Annotated in this window: 14 protein-coding genes and 1 pseudogene; 6 read left to right on the top strand and 9 right to left on the bottom strand. The window is 74.1% G+C overall.

Annotated features, from left to right (window positions below; all coding sequences use genetic code 11):
• Positions 1-96: 96 nt before the first annotated feature.
• The 3 genes from V1633_RS27110 to lpdA all read right to left on the bottom strand — a co-directional run bounded on the left by V1633_RS27110 (position 97) and on the right by lpdA (position 4,521).
• Positions 97-993 carry a TIGR01777 family oxidoreductase gene (locus V1633_RS27110; RefSeq protein WP_331215607.1) on the bottom strand — a complete coding sequence of 299 codons (897 nt, stop codon included), beginning with the start codon at positions 991-993 and terminating at the stop codon, positions 97-99.
• Positions 994-1,251: 258 nt separating this feature from the next.
• Positions 1,252-3,063: a 2-oxoglutarate dehydrogenase, E2 component, dihydrolipoamide succinyltransferase gene (gene sucB / locus V1633_RS27105; protein WP_331215608.1), complete on the bottom strand. Its 1,812-nt coding sequence runs from the start codon at positions 3,061-3,063 to the stop codon at positions 1,252-1,254.
• A gap of 69 nt (positions 3,064-3,132) precedes the next feature.
• Positions 3,133-4,521 (bottom strand): dihydrolipoyl dehydrogenase, encoded by a 1,389-nt coding sequence (lpdA, locus tag V1633_RS27100; RefSeq protein ID WP_331215609.1) that lies wholly within the window; start codon positions 4,519-4,521, stop codon positions 3,133-3,135.
• Positions 4,522-4,786: 265 nt separating this feature from the next.
• Here lpdA and V1633_RS27095 point away from each other — a divergent pair, with 265 nt between their 5' ends.
• Positions 4,787-5,110 (top strand): hypothetical protein, encoded by a 324-nt coding sequence (locus V1633_RS27095; RefSeq protein WP_331215610.1) that lies wholly within the window; start codon positions 4,787-4,789, stop codon positions 5,108-5,110.
• A gap of 373 nt (positions 5,111-5,483) precedes the next feature.
• On the opposite strand, the gene V1633_RS27090 is transcribed toward V1633_RS27095, so the two are convergent.
• Positions 5,484-7,073: a leucyl aminopeptidase gene (locus tag V1633_RS27090; protein ID WP_331215611.1), complete on the bottom strand. Its 1,590-nt coding sequence runs from the start codon at positions 7,071-7,073 to the stop codon at positions 5,484-5,486.
• 164 nt (positions 7,074-7,237) lie between these two features.
• Here V1633_RS27090 and gcvT point away from each other — a divergent pair, with 164 nt between their 5' ends.
• Complete coding sequence (gene gcvT / locus V1633_RS27085; RefSeq protein WP_331215612.1) at positions 7,238-8,386, top strand: glycine cleavage system aminomethyltransferase GcvT; 1,149 nt, start codon at positions 7,238-7,240, stop codon at positions 8,384-8,386.
• Positions 8,387-8,405: 19 nt separating this feature from the next.
• Here gcvT and V1633_RS27080 read toward each other — a convergent pair whose 3' ends face one another.
• The 3 genes and pseudogenes from V1633_RS27080 to V1633_RS27070 form a co-directional block, all read right to left on the bottom strand.
• Entirely contained in the window at positions 8,406-9,695 is a 1,290-nt protein-coding gene (locus V1633_RS27080) for a DUF2314 domain-containing protein (RefSeq protein ID WP_331215613.1), read from the bottom strand.
• 86 nt (positions 9,696-9,781) lie between these two features.
• Positions 9,782-10,552, bottom strand: a complete 771-nt coding sequence (locus tag V1633_RS27075) for an adenosylcobinamide-GDP ribazoletransferase (RefSeq protein WP_331215614.1) — start codon at positions 10,550-10,552, stop codon at positions 9,782-9,784.
• Between the two features lie 97 nt (positions 10,553-10,649).
• Positions 10,650-12,635 (bottom strand): annotated as a pseudogene (locus tag V1633_RS27070) (bifunctional adenosylcobinamide kinase/adenosylcobinamide-phosphate guanylyltransferase); the annotation flags it as partial.
• 169 nt (positions 12,636-12,804) lie between these two features.
• On the opposite strand from V1633_RS27070, the gene V1633_RS27065 reads away from it, so the two are divergent.
• The 3 genes from V1633_RS27065 (at position 12,805) to V1633_RS27055 (ending at position 16,382) form a co-directional block, all read left to right on the top strand.
• On the top strand, positions 12,805-13,005 hold the full coding sequence (locus V1633_RS27065) for a hypothetical protein (RefSeq protein WP_331215903.1): 201 nt from the start codon (positions 12,805-12,807) through the stop codon (positions 13,003-13,005).
• Between the two features lie 7 nt (positions 13,006-13,012).
• Positions 13,013-13,810: a site-2 protease family protein gene (locus V1633_RS27060; protein WP_331215615.1), complete on the top strand. Its 798-nt coding sequence runs from the start codon at positions 13,013-13,015 to the stop codon at positions 13,808-13,810.
• Positions 13,811-13,886: 76 nt separating this feature from the next.
• On the top strand, positions 13,887-16,382 hold the full coding sequence (locus tag V1633_RS27055; protein WP_331215616.1) for a hypothetical protein: 2,496 nt from the start codon (positions 13,887-13,889) through the stop codon (positions 16,380-16,382).
• Between the two features lie 234 nt (positions 16,383-16,616).
• Here the strand turns inward: V1633_RS27055 and V1633_RS27050 are convergent, their stop codons facing one another.
• A complete protein-coding gene (locus V1633_RS27050) occupies positions 16,617-17,615 on the bottom strand; it encodes an aldo/keto reductase family protein (protein WP_331215617.1) in 999 nt (332 codons plus the stop codon).
• Between the two features lie 62 nt (positions 17,616-17,677).
• A complete protein-coding gene (locus V1633_RS27045) occupies positions 17,678-19,714 on the bottom strand; it encodes a WG repeat-containing protein (protein ID WP_331215618.1) in 2,037 nt (678 codons plus the stop codon).
• Positions 19,715-20,781: 1,067 nt separating this feature from the next.
• Here V1633_RS27045 and V1633_RS27040 point away from each other — a divergent pair.
• On the top strand, positions 20,782-20,949 hold the full coding sequence (locus V1633_RS27040; RefSeq protein ID WP_331215619.1) for a hypothetical protein: 168 nt from the start codon (positions 20,782-20,784) through the stop codon (positions 20,947-20,949).
• Positions 20,950-21,106 lie beyond the last annotated feature (157 nt).

Below are 21,106 nucleotides of genomic sequence, written 5' to 3'. Positions count from 1 at the left end.
GGGCGGGGGGGCGGCCCCCCCCCCCCCCCGGGGGGGGGGGGGGGCCGGCCGGGGGGGGGGGGGGGGGCCCCCCCCCCCCCCCCCGGCCGCTCCCGATCAGTCCAGGGCGGCGCGCAGCGCGCTCACCAGATCGGGATGCTCGTAGTGGAAGCCGGCCCGGCCCAGCACCCCGGGCAGCACCCGCAGACTGCGCATCGCCTCGATCGACATCTCGCCGAGCAGGATCCGCAGCGCGATCCCGGGGACCGGCATGACGGTCGGCCGGTGCAACTCCCGCCCCAGCGCCCGGGTGAACTCGGCGTTGGTCGCCGGTGCCGGACCGACGACGTTGACCGGCCCGGCGATCTCGTCGTTGGCCAGCAGGAAACTCAGCGCGGACAGGCAGTCGGCCATCGAGATCCAGGGGATCCACTGCCGGCCGTCACCGAACTTCCCGGCGATACCGAGCCGGTACGGCAGCAACTGCGGCTTGAGGAAACCTCCGGTCCGGTCCAGCGGCAGGCCGATGCGCAGTCGTACCACCCGGATCCCGGCCTGCTCGGCGGGGGCGGTCGCCGCCTCCCAGACCCGGCACAGGTCCGCCATGAAGCCGTCCCCGGCCGGCGCGTCCTCCTCGACCGGCCGGTCACCGGTGTCGCCGTACCAGCCGATCGCCGAGCCGTTCAGGAGCACCCGCGGTCGTTGGTCTGCCGGCAGCGCGGCGATCGACCGGGCCAGCGTCGCGGTGGTGTCCACCCGACTGGCCCGCAGCAGGTCCTTGAACTCGCCGTTCCACCGTCGGTCGCTGATGTTCGTACCGGCGAGGTTGATCACGGCGTCGACGTCGGAGAGTGTCGCCGGGTCCAGCTGCCCGGCGGCCGGGTCCCATCGGATCTCGTCCGGGGCACGGACCGGGCGCCGGACCAGCCGGACGATCTCGTGGCCCTCTGTCCGGAGCCGATCGGTCAACCGGGTGCCGAGGAAGCCGGACGAGCCGGCGACAGCGATACGCATGCTGGTATTTTCGCCCACCCGGGCCCGACCCGCCGTAGGCCGGGCCCGTACCCCCGGTTGTCGTCGACGGGCGCGGCCCGGGTGGGTCGAGGGGGACTGGGCCGGCGCCCCCGCGTCCGGAGCACGCCCGACCGCGCCGCAGCGGGACGCCCGGCCCCACCCGCTTCCGTACGGCGCGCGACCCCGGTCGCGCGTGGGCCGGGGAAACGCCGAGGGGCGCCCGGCCGACGGCCGGACGCCCCTCGCGGGATTGTCAGATCAGGAGAGACCGAGTTCCGCCTCGAACTGGCCCGCCTCGAGCCGCTCCTTGACCGCCGACAGGAACCGGGCGGCGTCCGCGCCGTCGATCAGCCGGTGGTCGTAGGAGAGCGCGAGGTAGACCATCGAGCGGGGCACGATCACCTCACCGAGCTGGGGGTCGGTGACCACGACCGGACGCTTCACCACCGCGCCGGTGCCGAGCATCGCCGACTGCGGCGACGGCACGATCGGGGTGTCGAAGAGCGCCCCCCGGCTGCCGGTGTTGGTCAGCGTGAAGGTGGCCCCGGCGATCTCGTCCGGGCTGATCTTGTTGGTCCGGGTCCGGTCGGCCAGGTCGGCGATCCGCCGGGCCAGGCCGGCCAGGTTCAGGTCGCCGGCGTTGTGGATGACCGGCACCATCAGGCCCCGCTCGGTGTCGACCGCGACGCCCAGGTGCTCCGCGTCCGGGTAGGTGATCGTCCCGCCGTCCAGGTCCATCCGGGCGTTGACCACCGGGTACGTCTGCAGCGCCTCGACCGCGGCCAGCGCGAAGAACGGCAGGAACGACAGCTTCACGCCGTGCCGCTGCAGGAAGCCGTCCTTGGCCCGGGCCCGCAGCTTGGCCACCTTCGTGACGTCGACCTCGACGACGGTGGTGAGCTGTGCCATCTCGTGCAGCGACTCCTGCATCCGCTTGGCGATGACCGCGCGGATCCGGGGCAGCTTCTGGGTGCTGCCGCGCAGCGGGCTCGGCTCCGCCTTCGGGGCCGCCTCGGCCGGTGCGGCCGGTGCCGCGGGCTTGGCGGCCTTGGCCGCCCGGGCCCGTTCCGCCGCCTCGAGCACGTCCTGCTTGCGGATCCGGCCACCGACACCGGTGCCGGTCAGCGTGCCGAGCTCGACACCCTGCTCGGCGGCGAGCTTGCGGACCAGTGGGGTGACGTACCCGGCACCGTTCTCGCCGCCGGCCGGGGCAGCCGCGGCCGGGGTCGGCTTGGCGGCCGGCTGAGCCGCCTGCTCGGCGCGGGCCGGCTCCGCGGCGCGCTCCGTCTCCGGCGCCGGGCTCTGGTACGACGCACCGGCCGGGGCCGGCTGGGCGGCGGCCGGCTTCGGCTGCTCCGCGGCGGGCTTCGGTTGCTCGGCGGCGGGCTTCGGCTGCTCCGGCGCCGGGGCGGGCTTCGGCTGCTCGGCCGGCTTGCCACCGGCGGCACCGATCACCGCCAGATCGCCACCGACCGGAGCGGTCTCGTCCTGCGGAACCCGGATCTCCAGCAGCGTCCCGGCGACCGGGGAGGGAATCTCGGTGTCGACCTTGTCGGTGGAGACCTCGACCAGCGGCTCGTCGACCTCGACGGTGTCGCCGACCTCCTTCAGCCAGCGGGTGACCGTGCCCTCGGTGACGCTCTCGCCGAGCGCCGGCATCTTCACGACCGTGCCCTCGCCGCCGGCCGGCGCGGTCTGCGCCTCGACGGTCTCCGGCTCGGCCGGCTGCTCCGGCTCGGGCTGTGCCGCCGGCTCGGGCTCCTCGGCGGCCTCCGGCGCGGCGGCCTCGGCCTGCGCCGGGGCGGCCTGCTCGGCCTGCCCGGCCGACTCACCGTCCCCGTCGATCACCGCGAGTTCGCTACCGACCTCGGCGGTCTCGTCCTCGCCCACCACGATCCGGGCCAGCACCCCGGCGGCCGGCGAGGGGATCTCGGTGTCGACCTTGTCGGTGGAAACCTCAAGCAGGGGCTCGTCGACCTCGACCCGCTCACCCTCCTGCTTCAACCAGCGGGTGACGGTGCCCTCGGTGACGCTCTCGCCGAGCCGGGGCATGGTGACCGATACCGGCATCTTTCAAGACTCCTTCGTGGCCTGTCGATCCTGGCCCGGTTGCCGCCGGGCGCCGCGGGAAAACTGTGGTCAGGCGTGTGCGTGCAGCGGCTTGCCGGCCAGGGCCAGGTGAGCCTCGCCGAGCGCCTCGCTCTGGGTGGGGTGGGCGTGGATGAGCTGCGCCACCTCGGCCGGGTACGCCTCCCAGTTGAAGATCAGCTGCGCCTCGCCGACCAGCTCGCCGACCCGGGCACCGACCATGTGCACGCCGACGACCGGACCGTCCTCGACCCGAACCAGTTTGACAAATCCGGCGGTCTTGAGGATCTGGCTCTTGCCGTTGCCACCGAGGTTGTAGTTGTACGTCTTGATCTTGTCCGCGCCGTACTGCTCCTTGGCCCGGGCCTCGGTGAGCCCGACGGAGGCCAGCTCCGGGTCGGAGTAGGTGACCCGGGGGATGCCGTTCTCGTCGATCACGGCCGGGTTGCGGCCGGCGATCTCCTCCACCACGAAGATGCCCTGCTGGAAGCCGCGGTGGGCGAGCTGCAGGCCGGGCACGATGTCACCGACGGCGTAGATGTTCCCCACCCCGGTGTGCAGCCGCTCGTTGGTCAGCACAAAACCGCGGTCGATCTTGACGCCCTGCTCCTCGTACCCGAGGTTGGCGGTGGTCGGGCCGCGACCGACGGCGACCAGCAGCAGCTCGGCCTCGAAGGTCTCGCCGCCCTCGATGCTCACCTTGACCCCGGAGTCGGTGTGCTCCACCTTCTCAAAACGCTTGCCGGTCTTGAACTTGATGCCGCGCTTGCGGAACGCCCGCTCCAGCGCCTTGGACGACTCCTCGTCCTCGGCGGCCACCAGCCGGGGCAGCGCCTCGATGATCGTCACGTCGACACCGAACGACTTCCAGACGCTGGCGAACTCGACGCCGATGACGCCGCCGCCGAGCACGATCGCCGACGTCGGCACCCGGTCCAGGGTGAGCGCGTGGTCGCTGCTGATCACCCGCTCGCCGTCGATCTCCAGCCCGGGCAGCGTACGCGCGTACGAGCCGGTGGCCAGGATGACGTTGCGGCCGGTGTAGCGCTGGCCGTTGACCTCGACGGTGTCCTGGGAGACCAGCTTGCCGGTGCCCTCGACGGTGGTGATCTTCGGGTTCTTGAGCAGACCCTGCAGGCCCTTGTAGAGCCGGGAGATCACGCCGTCCTTGTAGCTGTTGACCCCGGACATGTCGATGCCGACGAGTTCGGCCTTGACGCCGAACTGCTCGGACTCCCGGGTCTGGTCGGCGATCTCCGCCGCGTGCAGCAGCGCCTTCGTGGGGATGCAGCCGTTGTGCAGGCAGGTCCCGCCGAGCTTGCCCTTCTCGATCAGCGCGACCGACAGGTCCAGTTGCGCGGCGCGCAGCGCGGCAGCGTACCCGCCGCTGCCACCCCCGAGGATGACGACATCGAAGGTTCCGCCGTTCGGCTCGGTCACAGTTAACTCCCAGGTCGCGTCGCTGCTACGAGGGGGATGCCGGGCAACCGGACATACCGCCGCCTCCGGCCGAGGTCCTCGGGCCGGAGGGGCGTGGACTTTCGCCGGTCTGTCCGTGCGTACCGGTGAGCGCCCACCTCGGTCATCTTGTCACTTGTGTACGCGGGCCGCGTACCGAGGTGCCCAAGGACACGTCGTCGGGACGTACGCTTGCTCGAGTCGCCAGTTACACCACGGGGCCGACGTGGTGGGGAGGAGAGATCGGGTGGCCTGGTTTCGCCGGCGCAAGAAGGCGGTTGTCACGGCGGGGGATCGCCCGGCCAACCGCGCCGATCTTGAACATCTCGAACAGTTCGTCCGATCGAGACGGGGCGTCGAGGCGTTCATCGAGCCTCGGACGACAGTGACCGAAACCACCGTGATGCTGATCGCGCACGACGGCGAGTGGACCCGGCGCCGCATCGACGGCCCGGAGGGTGCCCGTCGGTTCGCCCACAAGATGGCGATCCCGGTCTATGACGTCCGGCTGGTCGGCTATCCGCAGCGGATGCGGGACTACAACGAACGCCGCAAGCGCATGACCAGTTGACCCCTGACGACCCACGGACGTCGCCAGCTCACCCTCGCCTCCCGGCCCGGGTGAGCCCCGGCTGTTGGTCCGACCGACCCACGACTCCCGGGCCCGGGTGAACCACAGTTGCGGCCCCGGTACCCACGGCTGGTTGCCCCCGGCGACCCACGCCGGTCGGCCCTGGAACCCACGCCAGGCGGCCCGGGTGAGCCACGGGTGGGGCCGGGTGACCCACGACGGGATCAAGCCTGACCGCCCAGAGTGGGTCACCCGGCCCCACCCCCACCGACGAGCCCGCTCCACCCACACCGACGAGCCCGCCCGCCCCCACGAACGAGCCCCGGGCCGGCGCGCCGCGAACAGCGCCGCACCGGCCCGGGTCACGCGTGGATCAGCCGTTCGCGGCGATGTCGTCGACCAGCTCCAGCAGGGTCCGCACCGGCACACCGGTGCCGCCCTTGCTCCAGTACCCGGTCGGCTCACCCGAGTGGTAGCTCGGACCCGCGATGTCGATGTGCGCCCACGGCACGTCCTCGGTGACGAACTCGCGCAGGAAGACGCCGCCCTGCAGCATGTGCCCGGCACGGTCCATCCCCGCGTTGACCTGGGAGATGTCCGCAACCTCCGACTCCATGCCCTTGCGTACGTCGTCCGGCAGCGGCATCGGCCAGGTCGGCTCCCCGGTGGCGTCGCCGGCCACCTGGACCCGCTGGCAGAACTCGGAGGTGCCCATCACGCCCGCCACCCGCTTGCCCAGCGCCACCACCTGGCCACCGGTCAGCGTCGAGGTCTCGATCAGGTAGTCGCAGCCGTCCTCGCAGGCCCGGGCCATCGCGTCACCGAGGACCATCCGGCCCTCGGCGTCGGTGTTCAGCACCTCGACCCGCTTGCCGTTGTACATGGTGACCACGTCGCCGGGCCGGTACGCGCTGCCCGACGGCATGTTCTCCGCCATCGGCAGGTACCCGGTCACCGCGACCGTCGGCTTCAGCTCGGCGATCGCGAGCAGGCTGGCGGCGACGGCCGCCGCGCCGGCCATGTCGGACTTCATCTCCCACATGCCCTGGGCCGGCTTGATCGAGACGCCGCCGGTGTCGAAGGTGATGCCCTTTCCGACCAGCGCGACCCGCTTCGTCGCCGCCCCGGCGCCGGCGGTGGCCGGGTCGTAGGTCAGCTTCACCAGCCGGGGCGGGGCCTCCGAGCCCTGGCCGACGGCGAGGATGCCGCCGTAGCCGCCGGCGGCGAGGGCCTGCTCGTCGAGGACCTCCACGCCGAGACCGGCCTCCCGGGCGGCGGCCGCGACCGAGTCGGCGAACGACGGCGGGCGCAGCTCGTTCGGCGGGGTGTTGACCCAGTCCCGGGTCCGGCTGACCGCGCGGGCCACCACCGTGGCCCGGGTGATCTCCGCCTGGGCCCGCTCGTCGGCGGCGTCCGGCACGTGCACGGCGATCGAGGAGACGACCGGGCGGCGGTTCGGCTGCGGCCGGGTCTTGTAGCCGGCGAACCGGTAGGCGCCCAGCAGCGCACCCTCGGCGGTGGCCCGGAGCGCGGCCGGGGCGTCCTCGTCGTCCGGCACCGGCAGGGTCAGCGCGACGCGCTCGGCGCCGGCGAGCGCCCGGACCGCCGACGCGGCGGCGCGACGCAGCGTCTCCGGGGCCGGCGCCGCGCCCGACGGCTCGGCCCCGAGACCGACCGCGACCACCAGCGGCGCGGTGATCGTGCCGAGGGTGGCAAGCTTGATCACCTCGCCGGGACCGCCGGTGGCACCCAGCAGTGCCAGGGTCTCGGTCAGTCGACCGTCGAACGCCGCGGCAATGCTCTCCGCGCCGCTGGCCAGCAGCAGAGTGTCGGCGAAGCCGGTCGTCCGCCCGGTCGTCGTCGCGTCCGTGGTCTGGCTGTGCAGGCCGATCACGATGGCGTCGACGGCGAGTTCGGCGGGGTCGGTGTCGACCAGGCTGAGGGTGGTGCTGGGCGATGTCACTCGGCGGCTCCGGTACGGGCACGGCCGGCCGCCTGGTGTGCGGTCGGCGAAGATGGTCTCCGGCGAAACCTACCCGCCGGAAGAATGGGCTGTCCCGCCGACGGTCCGCCGGAGGGGTCCCGCCGATGCTAACCAGGCGTCCCTGCGCAGGTAGGTTGCGACCCATGACCGACGCAACCCAGGTGTCCGGCCCGACCCCGGAACCTTCCCCCGACCAGCTCCGCCGCTCGCCGCTGCACGAGCGGCACGTCGCGCTGGGCGCCAAGTTCGCCGCCTTCGGCGGCTGGTCCATGCCCCTGGAGTACGCCGGTGGCGGGGTCCTCGCCGAGCACACCGCGGTACGTGCCGGGGTGGGTGTGTTCGACGTCTCGCATCTGGGCAAGGCCCGGGTCACCGGACCGGGGGCGACCGACTTCGTCAACGCCTGCCTCAGCAACGACCTGGGTCGGATCGGGCCCGGCCGGGCGCAGTACACGCTCTGCTGCGACGACACCACCGGCGGGGTGGTGGACGACATCATCGCCTACCTGCACGGCGACGACCACGTCTTCCTGATCCCGAACGCGGCCAACACCGCGGAGGTGGTCCGCCGGCTGCGGGCCGCCGCCCCGGCCGGGATCACTGTCACCGACGAGCACGAGGCGTACGCCGTACTGGCGGTGCAGGGGCCGCGTTCGGCGGAGGTGCTCGGCGCGCTGGGGTTGCCGACCGGGCACGGCTACATGAGCTTCGCCGCCGCCGACCTCGACGCTGCTCCGCTCGTCGTCTGCCGTACCGGGTACACCGGGGAGCACGGTTACGAACTGGTCGTTCCGGCGGAGGCGGCGGTCGGGGTCTGGGACGCGCTGCTCTCCGCGGGTGGCCCGGACGGCATCCGCGCCTGCGGGCTCGGCGCCCGGGACACCCTGCGGACCGAGATGGGCTACCCGCTGCACGGCCAGGACCTGTCACCGGAGATCACCCCGGTGCAGGCCCGGCTGGGCTGGGCGGTCGGCTGGGACAAGCCGACGTTCTGGGGGCGGGAGGCGCTGCTGGCGGAGAAGGCGGCCGGCGCCCGACGTGCCCTCTGGGGGTTGGAGGCGGAGGGCCGGGGCATCCCCCGCGCCGGGATGACGGCCCACGTCGGCGACACCGTGGTGGGCACGATCACCAGTGGGACGTTCTCGCCGACCCGCAAACTCGGCATCGCCCTGGCACTGCTCGACACGGCCGCCGGGCTGACCCAGGGCGACCAGGTGGAGGTCGACATCCGGGGCCGTCGTACGCCGATGCGGGTGGTCCGGCCGCCGTTCGTCCAGCCGTCCGTGAAGTAGCCGACCCGGCCGGGCCCGCTCAGCGCTGCGAGCGGTCGCCGGCGTCGAGTACGGCCTGGGTCCAGCCGCCCTCCACCACGCCGCTGCCGTCGAGTACCGCCCAGTCGACCACGTCGACGACGTCCACCACGACGGGCCGGCCGACCCGGACCGCCGGGTCGGCGGCCGCGTCGCTGGCGCTGGCGCCCAGGATCCGCTCCGGAGCGGCCCAGGAGGTCACCCCGGCCCAGACGTACTCCGGCCCCTCGTCGGTCGGCAGCGCGTACTTGACCAGCAGTTGCACGCCCTCGGGCAGCTTGCCGGCCAGGAACCGTTCCCGGATTCCCGGCAGGCCGTCGCGGGCGGTCGTGATCGCCTTCGCCATCGCGTCGTCCGGGCGGGCGTACCGGACGTCGGACTGCGCGGCACCGAACAGGGCGGCACAGACCGCGGCGAAGTACCGCCCGGCCGGGCCGGGGTGGCCGGCCGGGGGGAGCAGGGTCAGGAACGAGTCCGCGTCGGGGTCGGTCGCCGGGTCCAGTTCCAGGCGCAGCGCCGCCGGCCGGGTGCTGTCGTGCTGTTGCGGGTTGCCGTACGCAACCGCGATGTCGTGACCGGTGACCGAGGTGATCACCGGAAGCGGGACGAAGGCCGGCACCTCGTTGTCGGTGAGCCCGTCGGTCCAGGCCCGCAGCAGTCGGCGGGCCACCCCGGTCATCACCGCGCCCCAGGCCCGGGTGAGGTGCGTCGGCACCCCCTGTGCCTGCAGTTCCAGCAGTCCGAAGCGGCGCAGCCCCTTCGTGGTGAACCAGAGCCCGCTGTCGTCCGACGAGTACGGCACCAGCACCCAGTCGATCAGGCGTACCCGTCCCTCGCCGTCCGGCAGGGAGCGCAGCGCGGTCGCCGGATCGAGGAACTGCAGGGCGAAGACGTCCACCACGTCGGCGTCGAGCCGCTCGGCGAGCGCGGCGGCGACGGTACGGGCCGCCCACTCGTGTGCCGGCGGCCAGCCGGGTCGGTAACTCGCCTGTACGACCACCAGGTCGGTGGCGGCGGCCAGCCGGGCGAGTTGGGCATCGGTGGCACCGAAGGCGCTGAGCAGGTCCGGCGGCAGGTGCGGGAACTCGCTGATCGGCCGGGTGTCGACGCTCATCAGCGGGCTGGACAGCATCTGCCGGGCGAGGTCGTGCACCGGCCCGGAGATGCGTCCGCCGAGCCCCGCCACCACCTCGGCGGGCAGCGGGCCGGACTGACCGGAGGTCGGCACCAGGTAGGTGGCGGTCAGCGTCTCCGGAACCGGAACGGGCAGGAAATCATCCGTGATCAACATTCGTCCCCCCGCTCGACCGACCGGTGTTCGTTTTTGCGAACGCTACCCGTGTTTCGCCACCCGTGGACGCGGATCCGGTCAGCCGTTCAGCGGGTCAGCACCAGACCCAGGTAGCAGACCGTGGTGCCGACCTCGACGGCGGCGCCGAGCACGTCACCGGTGACGCCGCCGAACCGGCGTACCGCGTGGCGCACGGCCAGCAGGGCGACGGTGAGCGCGCCGACGACGGCGAGCGGCCCCTGCCACGGCCGGCCCGGCACGGCGGTGACCGCGGCCAGTGCGACGGCGGCCGTGCCGACGGCGAGTGCTCCCGGGCCGACCGTGCCGGCGACCAGCGCGCCGAGTCCGTCCGGCCGGGCCGCCGGCAGGCCACGCCGACAGGCCCAGCTCACCGCGAGTCGACCGGTCGCCGTCCCGGCCACCAGCGTCGCGACCAGCGCCGGCCACGGCCGGCCCGCCAGCGCCGCGAGGCACGCCGCCTGGATCAGGAGTACGAGGACCAGCGCGGCGACGCCGAACGGGCCGACGTCCGGCTGACGCATGATCTGCAGGGCGGCCGGCCCGGACCGGTAGGAGCCGAGCGCGTCGATCGTGTCGGCCAGCCCGTCCAGGTGCAGCCCCCGGGTGAGCAGCGCCGCCACGGCGACGGTGACCCCAGCGGCGACCAGGGGCGGGGCGAGCGCGGCGAGCCCGCCGAGCACGGCGGCGAGCAGCAGACCGAGCACGGCGCCGACCAGCGGGGCCAGCGCCATCGCGGTACCGGCGGCGGCCCGGTCCACCCGGGCGACCCGTAGCGGGGCGACGGTGAAGGTGGTCAGGGCCAGCCGACCGCCGGCGACGAACCGTCCGTCAGGCACCGCGGGTGCTGGTCGACGCCGCGTTGTCGACAGCCGTGCCGCCGTCGGCCGCGGCACTGGTGTCCGGCGCCGCCACGCTGTCCGGTTCCGTCGGGTCGTCGGCTGTCGTCGGGCCGTCCGGTACGGCGGTCGGTCCGGGTCCGGCCGGCCGGGGCTCGACGAACTCGCTGTCGTCGTCCGCCTCGACCCACTCCCGGTCCGACTCCGTCGGCTCGTCGGCCGGTGCCGCACCCGGCCCGGTGCCCTCCGGGGCGTCCGTCGGGCCGGAACCGGTCGGCTCCCCGTCCGAGGTCAGCGTCGGATGGGTCGGCAGTCCACCGGCCAGGGTCAGCCCGGAGCGCAGCAGCGGCAGCGCGGCCAGCGCGGCGGTGCCCTCACCGAGGCCGAGCCGCAGGTCGAGCAGCGGGCTCAGGTCGAGTACGTCGGCGGCGAGCCGGACGGCCGGGTGGTCGCCGTGGTCCGGCAGCAGGCACCAGTGCCGGGCCTGGCCGGCGAGATCCCGGCTGACCAGGCCGGCCGCCACGCCGACCGGCCCGTCCAGCAGCACCGGGGTACGGCGCGCGGTGGCGCCGAGCAGGATTCCGGTGGCGACCGCGATGTCGCCGCCGCCGAGTTCGGCCAGCACGTCCTTCGCGTCCCGGGGGCTGCGCCGGGTCCGCTGCAGCGCGTCCCGGACCGCCGAACACCGGGCCATCCAGGCCGGGTCGTCCACCTGCCCGCCCGGGGTGACCACCCGGCCGAGCACCGCCGCCGGTTCGGCGCCGGCGGTCGCCGCGAGCACGGCGGCCGCCGCCGCGTCCGTACCGGCGCCGCAGGCGGCCAGCACGAGCAGTTCCACACCCGCGTCCACCGCGTCCTCGGCGAGCCGCCACCCGTACCGCAGGGCCGCCTCGACGTCGTCGGTGGAGAGCGCCGGCTCCTGCTCCATCGGCCCGGACGCCGGGACCTCGACGACCTGGAGGGTGGCGCCGGCCTCGGCGGCCAGCCGGGCGAGCGGACCGGAGCCGGCCCGGGCCTGCGCCGCCCGTCGGGCGGACTCGCCGGGCACCGCGCCGGCCGAGGCGCCGCCCGCGTGGTCGCCGTGCAGCAGCAGCACCCGTACCGAGCGCCACGGCGTCGGTGTCGCGGTCCGCTGGGTGGCCGCGGCGAACTCGACGACCCGGGCCAGGTTGCCGAGTCCGGGGCCGGGCAGGTCGAGGGTGGCCAGCCGGTCGAGCGCGGCCCGGCCGGTGTGCTCGTCCGGCATCGGCAGTTCCATCCCGGGCTGGATCACCAGGCCGGTGGCGACCATCGGCAGGGCCATGGTCGGCGCGGTCCAGGCCGTCCCGGCCGCCGGGTCGGTGCCGGACCGCCGCGGTGTGTCGACGGTCGGCCGGAGGACCTCCGGCATGGCGCCGAGGACCCCGGTCCAGGCCGACGGTGTCGTACCGGCGTCGGCCGCCGAGGTCACGCCCGGCCAACCGGTGGCCTCGGCGTTGCGGTCCGCGCCGGGCTGCGCCGGTACGCTCGCCCGCTGCGGGGACGCCGCGCCCGCCGGGCCGGACTCCTTGAGCCGGGTCGGCTGTCCGGCGATCACCAGGACGACGGTGTCGCAGGCGTCCGCCACCGTCTGGTTGGTGCTGCCGAGCGCGTCGGCGAAGGCCCGGCCGAGCGGGGTGACCGGCACCATCGAGAGTCCGACCTCGGGGCTGACCAGCACCAGGCGGGCGGCGCAGTCCCGGACCGCCGCGCCGAGCTCGGCGACGGTGGCGACATCGTCCGCCGGCTGGTGCGCCGGGTCGAGCAGCACGGTCACCCATCCGCCGAGGTCGTCGACGAGCAGCGTCTCGTCCGGTGCGGCCGTTCTGATCAGCTCCAGCAGCCGGCCCGGGTCCGTGCCCGCCTCCTCGGTCGCCCAGCCCGCCGGCCGGCGCAGCCGGTGCGTCTCGATCCGGGCCGCCCACTCGGGGTCGTCGGGGCTGGCCGTCGCGGTGGCGACGTACCGGACCCGGGGCGCCTCCCGGACCAGCGATTCGGCGAATTCGGACTTGCCGGACCGGATCCCGCCCAGCACCAGGATCCTGCTCCACCCGTCTACGGACATGCCCGTACCTTAGAGCGCTCGGTTGTACATCCCGCTGTGAGGTGCGGCTCGGCGCCCCCGGACGTACGGGTCGGGGTGCTCGGCGGACCGCTCCGGCTGGTTGGTCCGGATCGGCCGACTAGGCTGGCGGAGGTTGTCGGCGCGGAAGATCGGCGAGGGGAGACGCGACATGCCGTGGAGCTGGCGGTACGAGGGCGCGGACGGTGCTCCGGTGAGCGGACCGGCCGAGGCGTTCAGCAGCCAGGCCGACGCCGAGTCCTGGATCGGACAGACCTGGCGGGAACTGGCCGCCTCGGGCGTCGCCACGGTGCTCCTGGTCGAGGACGACCGGGTGGAGTACCGGATGAGCCTGCAGCCCACGGCCGAGTGACCGGGTGATGGCCTTCGACCAGCGGGGCCGGGACCGGCTCGTGCTCGGCGTCCCGGCGGCGGCCTTCCGGCCGAGTCCGATCTTCCTGGCCCTGGTCGCGCTCTTCGTGACCAGTGGTGTGATGGCGTGGAACGAGTACGGCAACGTCCGGTTCGACGTTTTCCTCTTTGTCGTCTCCGGCTGGCTGGTGTCCCTGTGCCTGCACGAGTACGCGCACGCCATCGTGGCGTTCCGGGCCGGTGACCGGGGTGTCGCGCACCGCGGTTACCTGACCCTCAACCCGCTCAAGTACAGCCACCCGCTGCTGTCGATCATCCTGCCGGTGGTGGTCGTGCTGCTCGGCGGCATCGGTCTGCCCGGCGGGGCGGTCTGGGTCGACCGGCACGAGATTCCCGGGCGGCTCCGGCACTCGCTGGTCAGCCTCGCCGGCCCGGCGACCAACGTGATCTTCGCGCTGCTGCTGGTGGTGCCGTTCGCGATCGGCGTGGACGTCAACGCCGCGCCGGCGTTCTGGGCCGGGGTCGCGCTGCTCGCCTTCCTGCAACTGACCGCCAGCGTGCTCAACCTGCTGCCGGTGCCGGGACTGGACGGCGGCAACGTCGTCCAGCCCTGGCTGAACCCGCAGTGGCGGCGGGGCTACGACCTGATGGCGCCGTTCGGCTTCATCCTGCTCTTCGCGCTGCTCTGGAATCCCCGGGTGGGCGGCTGGTTCTTCGACGGCGTCTTCGCGGTCGGTGACCTGATCGGGCTCCCCGACTACCTCTACGTCGAGGGGCTGCGCCTGATCCGGTTCTGGCAGGGCTGACCGCCGTCCGGGCTGTCGGTGCCGTTCCGTATCCTGCCGGTCGTCCGATCGGGAGGGGGGCCACGCCGTGGCCGACGTGACCGCTGTCCAGGTGCTGCTGGAGTGCTGCGAGCCGAAAGTGTTGCCCGACGTCCTGACCCGGCGCCGCCAGGCCGCTGAGGAGGTGCTCCGGCACGCGTCGGTGCTGGGCGCGACGCTGGTGCGGGCGGTGCTCGACTCGGGGGACGACGGTCTGCGTCTGGCGCTGGCCGGCAACCGGGCTTTCCCGGCCAGCCACCCGGAGGCGGCCGCCGAACTGGCCGCCACCGCGACCGCGCCGATCGCCGCGGCGCTGCTCCGGCACGGCGACGCGAAACTGCGCGCCGAGGTGTTGGCCGTTGTCGATCCGGCTGATCCCTGGTGGCGGCGGCCGGGCGGGTTCGTCCCGACCCTCGTCGACCGGGCGAGGTACGAGTGGCAGATGATCACCGACCTGGCCGGTACGACACCGTTCGAGGAGATCGACCACGTCTTCCTCTCCCTGGACCGGGCGCGTACGGCGCGCCGGGAGCTGGAGGTGCTGGCGCACGTCTGGCGGCGGGCCGGGCGCGACGCGGTGGCCGGCTACCCCACCGCCCAGTTCGATCCGCTGGTCGCCGAGTCACTGGCCGACGCGCTGGGCGCCGAGGACGGGGTGGCCGCCCTGGAACGGGCGACACACGAGCTGGAAACGGCGGCCGGCGTGGCCCGGCTGCTGCGGGCGGTCGACCGGGGCACCGCCGAACTCGCCCCGGATCAGCTGGTGGACTGGTCGGCGGTGGTCGCCGGGGACGCGGAGCAGCCGTACGGCGCCGCGGCGGCCAAGGCCCTGGGCGAGCGTGCCGACTGCCCCGACGCGCTGCGGACCAGCTTCGTGCACCGGTTCGGGGTGGACGTCCTGAACTGGTTCCCGGGGCCGGTCGGCCTGCCCGTGATGCTGGCCTGCGCCGAGGAGCTGGCGAACGGCAACGCCGTGGTCACCGGTACCCGGCTGCTCGGCGAGAAGGTGGCGGAGGCGCTGGAGCAGGGGACGGTGACCGCCGCGCAGGTGGTGGAGCGGCTGGCGCCGGTCGGCTGCCTGCCGGGTGTCGCCGTCATGGCGGAGCCGCTCAGGACGGCGGTCGGGGAACTGGTCGGTGCCACGGTCGGCACCGACCCCGGTGCCTGGCGGGCCCTCTGGAAGCACCTGTCCAGTTGGCCGGGCAGCCTGCCGGAGCTGCTGGCGGCGGCGACCGCCACCGCCGGGGAGGTGCGCCGGTGGGCGAACGCCAGACCGGCACCCGCGCTGGACGGCAAACCGCCCGCCTGGACACGCTCCCGCCGGGCATTCCGCGACCTGCTGCTCTGCTGCCCGACCGAGACCGTCATGGCGATCCTGCCGGTGCTCGACGGGCGGGCCACCTACGACCTGCTGCACCGTGGCACGGTCGGTCCCGAGCTGGTGGCGGCCCTGATCGACACGAACAACCTGGCACACCTGCGTCTTCTCGCCGGAAACCGGGACCTTCCAGCGGACACGTTCGACGCGCTGCTGGCCTACGACGACACCGAGATCAACACCGGCCTGTACCAGAGCCCGCACGCCACCCCGGCGGTACGACGCCGGATCCTCGCCGGGCTGCGCCACGACGAAGCCTGGCCGGGCGGGACGGACCGGCTCCCGCTCGGTGACCGGCTCCGGGCGCACCTGCTGGAGCCCGCCGAGCGTCGGTTCATGCTGCCCTGGATCGAGTCGGGGCTGACCGAGCTGGCCGTGGAGCTGATGCGTCGTACCCGGGTACCCACCGGTCTGCTCCAACTGCGGATGGTGCTGGCGGTCGCCCGTCGGGAGGGCGTACCGGCCGCCCGGGCGCTGTTCGAGGTGGACCTGACCCGGCGCGCGTACCAGGGCAATCCGTGGCTGGTCGCGGTCCGAAAGGCGGCGGCCGGGGCGCTCGACGGTCCGGACGAGGCCGCGGCCGTACGGGCGGTGCAGGCCCTGGTCGACCGGGAGAGTACGCCGGACAAGTGGCTGGGCCGGTTGCGCCGGGCCGATCCGATGGCGGGTGACCTGCACATCCTCGAGGCCGAGCAGCACGTGACCGACTGGACGCTGCTGCTCGCCGAGCACCGGCGGGAGCCGTTCCCGTACGGCGTGCTGGTGTATCTCGGGAAGCTGCCGGGATGTCCGGCGGAACTGGTCGCGGAGGTGGCCGCCGGGCCGCCGTCGACCGACGGGTCCGACGGACCTGTCGTCCCGCCGACGACTCCGGACGGAAGCGTCGATTGGACCGACTGGGCGACCTGGGCGCCCCGGGCGGTCGCCGCCGGTACGGTCCCACTGGCCGACCTGGCGACGACGGCCGCGCCGGTCAGCGCGCTGCTGCGGGCCGGTGGCAAGGCCGGATGGTGGCGGACGGCGGACGATCCGCTACCCGGCCTGTGCCGGGAGGTGCTCGGCGAGAACCTCGACGGTTGGCTGCTGGCCCTGGACCTGGTCGACAACTTCCCCGGCACCCTGCCCGAGTTGTTGACCACCAGCCGGATGGCCACCGCCGTCCTGTCACCGCACTGAGCTGCCGGCCCGACCCTGCGGCGGGCCGGTGGCCGAGTGGGCTGCCGTGCCGCGTCGGGCCGGATCCGCGACGAGATCGCCCGCGCCGTCGACGACCGCGGTGGCCGAGGGGACTGCCGTGGCGGCGCCGAGCCGGTACGGGCCGGGTGTCGGCCGTCACGGTGCCGGGCCGGGGCCGGCGGGAGCCGGGGCGGCGGCCGGCAGGTTCGCCGACCGCCACCCCGGGTCGGACCGTTACGGCCGGGTGGCCGGGCTCTGGGTCTTGGCCGGGTCCCGCTCGACGATCGGGTCGATGACCTCGTCGATCGCCTTGAGCAGCTCGGCGTCGAGCTTGACCCCGGCGGCCTTCACGTTGTCGTGCACCTGCTCGGGGCGGGACGCCCCGACGATCGCCGACGAGACGTTCGGGTTCTGCAGCACCCACGCCACGGCCAGCTGGGCCATGCTCAGGCCGGCCTGCTCGGCCAGCGGCTTCAGCCGCTGCACCCGGGTCAGCACCTCGTCGTTCATGAAGCGCGAGATCATGTTGGCGCCACCGGACGAGTCGGTGGCCCGGGAACCGGCCGGCGGCTCCTGACCGGGCAGGTACTTGCCGGTCAGCACGCCCTGGGCGATCGGCGACCAGACGATCTGTCCGATGCCCAGCTCCTCGCTGGTCGGTACGACCTCGGACTCGATGACCCGCCAGAGCATCGAGTACTGCGGCTGGCTGGAGACGAGCTGGATCTTCAGCTCCCGGGCCAGCGCGTGCGCGGCCCGGATCTCGGAGGCCTTCCACTCCGAGACGCCGATGTAGTGCGCCTTGCCGGAGTGCACGACGTCGGCGAACGCCTCCATCGTCTCCTCCAGCGGCGTCTCGTAGTCGTACCGGTGCGCCTGGTAGAGGTCGACGTAGTCGGTCTGCAGCCGCTTCAGCGAGCCGTTGATCGACTCCATGATGTGCTTGCGGGACAGGCCACGGTCGTTGCGGCCCGGCCCGGTCGGCCAGTAGACCTTCGTGAAGATTTCCAGGCCCTCGCGGCGCTCGCCCTTCAGGGCCCGGCCCAGCACGGCCTCCGCCTTGGTGCCCGCGTACACGTCGGCGGTGTCGAACGTGGTGATGCCGACGTCCAGAGCCGCGCGAACGCAGGAGAGAGCGGCCTCCTCCTCGACCTGTGAGCCGTGGGTGAGCCAGTTGCCGTACGAGATCTCGCTGATGAGCAGGCCGGAACGGCCAAGGTGACGGAATTCCATACCTCGACCCTAGCCCTTTCCCCGGGAAGTGGATCAGGTCGCCCGGCCGGGGCGGCCACAGGTCACAGTACGGGCTTGGTGTCCGCCAGGAGTCTGTCGATCTCCTCGATCACGTCGGACCGGCTGGGGTGCAGTACGTCGATCAATGGCTCGCCACGCCGGTCGAGCGCGCCCCACCGGCCGGCACCGTCGCCGATCAGGAAGGCGACCGGGTGGATGACCATGGCCGGGTGGGCCGGCGGAACGATGACCTGCCCGGACTTGTCGACCACACCCTTGCGTCCGCTGGCGTCGACGATGGCCAGGCCCTCGTCGGTGAAGCCGTCGACGTACCGGCCGTCGGTCAGTGCCGTCGCGAAACCGGTGTACCGGGTCGGCAGGAAGACCTTGCCGGTGCGGTCGACCGCGCCCCAACCGCCGCGACGGACCGCGGCGACACCCCGCCGGAACGGGCGTACGTCCTCGAAGCCGGTCGGGATGACCACCTTGTTGGCCTTGTCGATCGCGATCCACCCACCGGTGCCGTCCCGGGACACCCAGGCGAGCCCGTCGGAGAAGGAGCTGACCGCCAGGTATCCGGCCGTGGCCTCGACGAGCAGCGCACCGGACTCGTCGATCAGCTCCCAGGTCGGGGTCTCCGGGCGGCGGACCCAGGCCGCCCCGTCCCGGAACGGCTGCACGTCGGCGTAACTCGGGGCGATCGCCAGCTGCCCGTCCGGGTCGGCGTACCCCCAGCGCTGCACCTTCTCGCTGAACGTGGGCACCGGTGGCTTGTGCACCTGGAGGATCTCGTCACGGTCCCGGGGGTACGGGCCCCAGCCGTTCTGGGCGACCTTGTTGAAGACCGCGTCCAGCGCCAGTTCGGTACGGGCGATCAGGTCCGGATCCTCGACCTTGCGCAGTTCCAGCGCCTTCTCGAAGTGGTTGCAGGCCTCCATGTAGCGGCCCTGGTCGTAGCAGGACCGGCCGGCGTGCTCGTGCATGGTGGCCCGGAGCCGGTCCGGCAGCTCGGGGGAGTTCGCCTCACCGAAGAGCCGGTCGGCCTCGGCGAAGTCCCCACGCCACTGGAGTACGTGCGCCAACCGGGCCTGCGCGATCGCGATTCGTCGCAACTGGCCGGTCGCCTCGGCGTGCGCCAGCGCCAGTTTGCCGTCGGCCAGCGCCTTGCCCAGGTCGCCGAGGATGCGGGAGACGACCGCCCGCAGGCTCAGCAGTCGGGCCCGGGTCCCGTTGTCCTTGGCCGGTTCGAGCTTCTCGGACAGCCGGTCCCGGATGGCCCGCAGCTCGTCCGGGTTCTCGACCAGCTCACGAAGCGTCTCGTGGTGGAACCGCCACTCGTACGAGGCGAGCACCTGTTCCGGATCGGCGGTGGCCGGTTCCGGTGTGCTCTCCTCGGGCTCCGGCTCGGCCTCCCGTCCGGCTCGCGGCCGGATGATCGGGGTGAGCATGGTGGGAGCGCTCAGCGCCGTTGCCGCGCCGGCGGCCGGACCGGCCGGAAGCACGGTGTCCGGACTGGCCTCGGCGACCGGTGAATCCGGCGGCGAGGTGTCCAGCGGCGGCCCGGAGACGGGTCCGTCGGCGGAGCCGGAGTCGGTGGCCGGAGGTGCCGGAACGGGGGTCGGGCCGGGGTCTTCGGGCGGTGGTGCCGAGCTGGCGGCGGTGCCGTCGGACGGTGCCGGAGGCGTACCGGTGGTCGCCGAGGCTGTCGTGTCGGCGGCGGCGGCGGTGGTCGGCGGCGCTGCCGTGTCGGCAGTCGGGGCAGCCGGGGCCTGCCCGGTCGTCGCCGTGTCGTCGACCGGCCCGGCAGACGCCGTCCCGCCGGCTGATTGACCGGTCGACGGGGTTTCGGACGTCAGACCTTCGCCGGCCGGCGGTGTGTCGGCGGTCGGTTCGGCGGCGGGCGGCCGGGTCCGGGCCGCCGGCTCGGCGGTCGGTTCCGGCGGTTCGCCGGCCGGGGGGTCCGCCGTACCGGCGGCATCCTCCTCGGCCAGGGCTGGCCCGGATGTCTGCCCGGTCTCCGGCAGTGGTGGCGTGGCGGGGGCGGCGTCGGCCAGCGGCCCGGGTTGGGCGTGGTCAGCGACAGGTCCGGTGGTTGGCATGAAGGGTACGGAAGTCTCACTTGGATCGGCCGCTTCGCCGGATTCCGGTCGGGGACCGGCGGATGCCGGTTCGATCGGAGGCCCGGACGAGGGTGCGGGCGAGGCGGGTTCGATGACGGGAGTGGCCGATGGTGCCACGTCCGTCGGTGGGACGGGTGTGGAGGGGACCGACGGGGCCGGTCCGGGGGACGGGACGGGGTCCGGCACCACCGGCGTGGTTCCGGACGGGGCGGGGGTCGGCGCGGGCAGGAACTCCAGCCGCAGGCCCCGGGTGGGTGGCGGCGCCGGACGCGGCACAGGCTGGTCGGTGCCGGAGGGCCGCGCCGGTGGCGGGGCCGTGGGCTCGCCCGGCGATGCCGGGGTCAGCCAGCCGGTCGGCCGTTCGCGCACCTGTTCGCCGGTACGGGCGTCGCTGCCGGCGTCCGCCGGTGGGGTCGGGCGGGTCGGCCCGGTCGGCGGCACGGCGGCGGCCGGTCGGGTGGGTTCGGCCGGGTGGGTCGGTGCCGGGCGTGGTGGTTCCGTTGGTGGGGTGGGGCGGGTCGGCCCGGTCGGCGGCACGGCGGCGGCGGGTCGGGCGGGCTCGGTCGGCCGGGCGGGTTCCGTCGGCGGTGCCGGCCGGGTGGGCTCGACCGGGCGGGGCGGTTGCCCGGCGCGGGCAGGGTCGACCGGACGGGCGTCCACCGGCCGGGACTGCTCGACCTTGCGAACGGGTTCGATCGGCCGACTCGGCTCGATCCGCCGAACCGGTTCGACCGGCCGTGGTTGTTCGGCGGCACGGGGCGGCTCGCCGGGCCGGGGTTGCCCGGTGGGCACCCCGCGCGGGCCGGCGACCGGACCGATCGCTCCGGGGGAGACCGGGTCCCGCCGACCGGTCAGGTCGTCGGGCTCCGGCGGACGGGGCACGTTCCGTTCGGCACCCGGAGCGGGGATCCGGTCCGGGCGGTTCGGTTCGGCCCGACGGCTCGGCGGCGGCGCGTCGTTCCCCGGGCGGTCGTACCCGAACGGGGCCGGCCGTCCCGGACGCTCGGGCGGCGGCGGCATCGGGCCGGAGCGGGCGGCCTGGTCCGGTGCGGTCCGTGGGTCGCGCCCGGGTGGCCGACCGGATCCCAGGTCCGGGAACCGGCGGCTGTCGCGAGGCGGCTCCTGACCGGGTACCGGGCCACGCGGTGCCGACCAGCCGGGAGTGGGCGGCGGTCCGGATCCGGGCCGCCGGCTCGGCGGTGGCGGCGGTGTGAAGTCCGAACCGGGCCGGTCCGGCCTGGTCCGTGGCGGGACCCGACCGGGAGGCGGCTCGTGGCCCGGTGAACGTGGGGCGGTGCCGCCGGGCCGAACGCCCCAGCCGTCGCCGCGGTCCGGACCGGTCGGTCCGTCGAACGCCGCCGGAGCATGGGG

The organism is Plantactinospora sonchi, from assembly GCF_036422035.1.
GTDB classification, from domain to species: Bacteria; Actinomycetota; Actinomycetes; order Mycobacteriales; family Micromonosporaceae; genus Plantactinospora; species Plantactinospora sonchi.
This window is presented reverse-complemented; position numbering and strand designations above follow the sequence as displayed.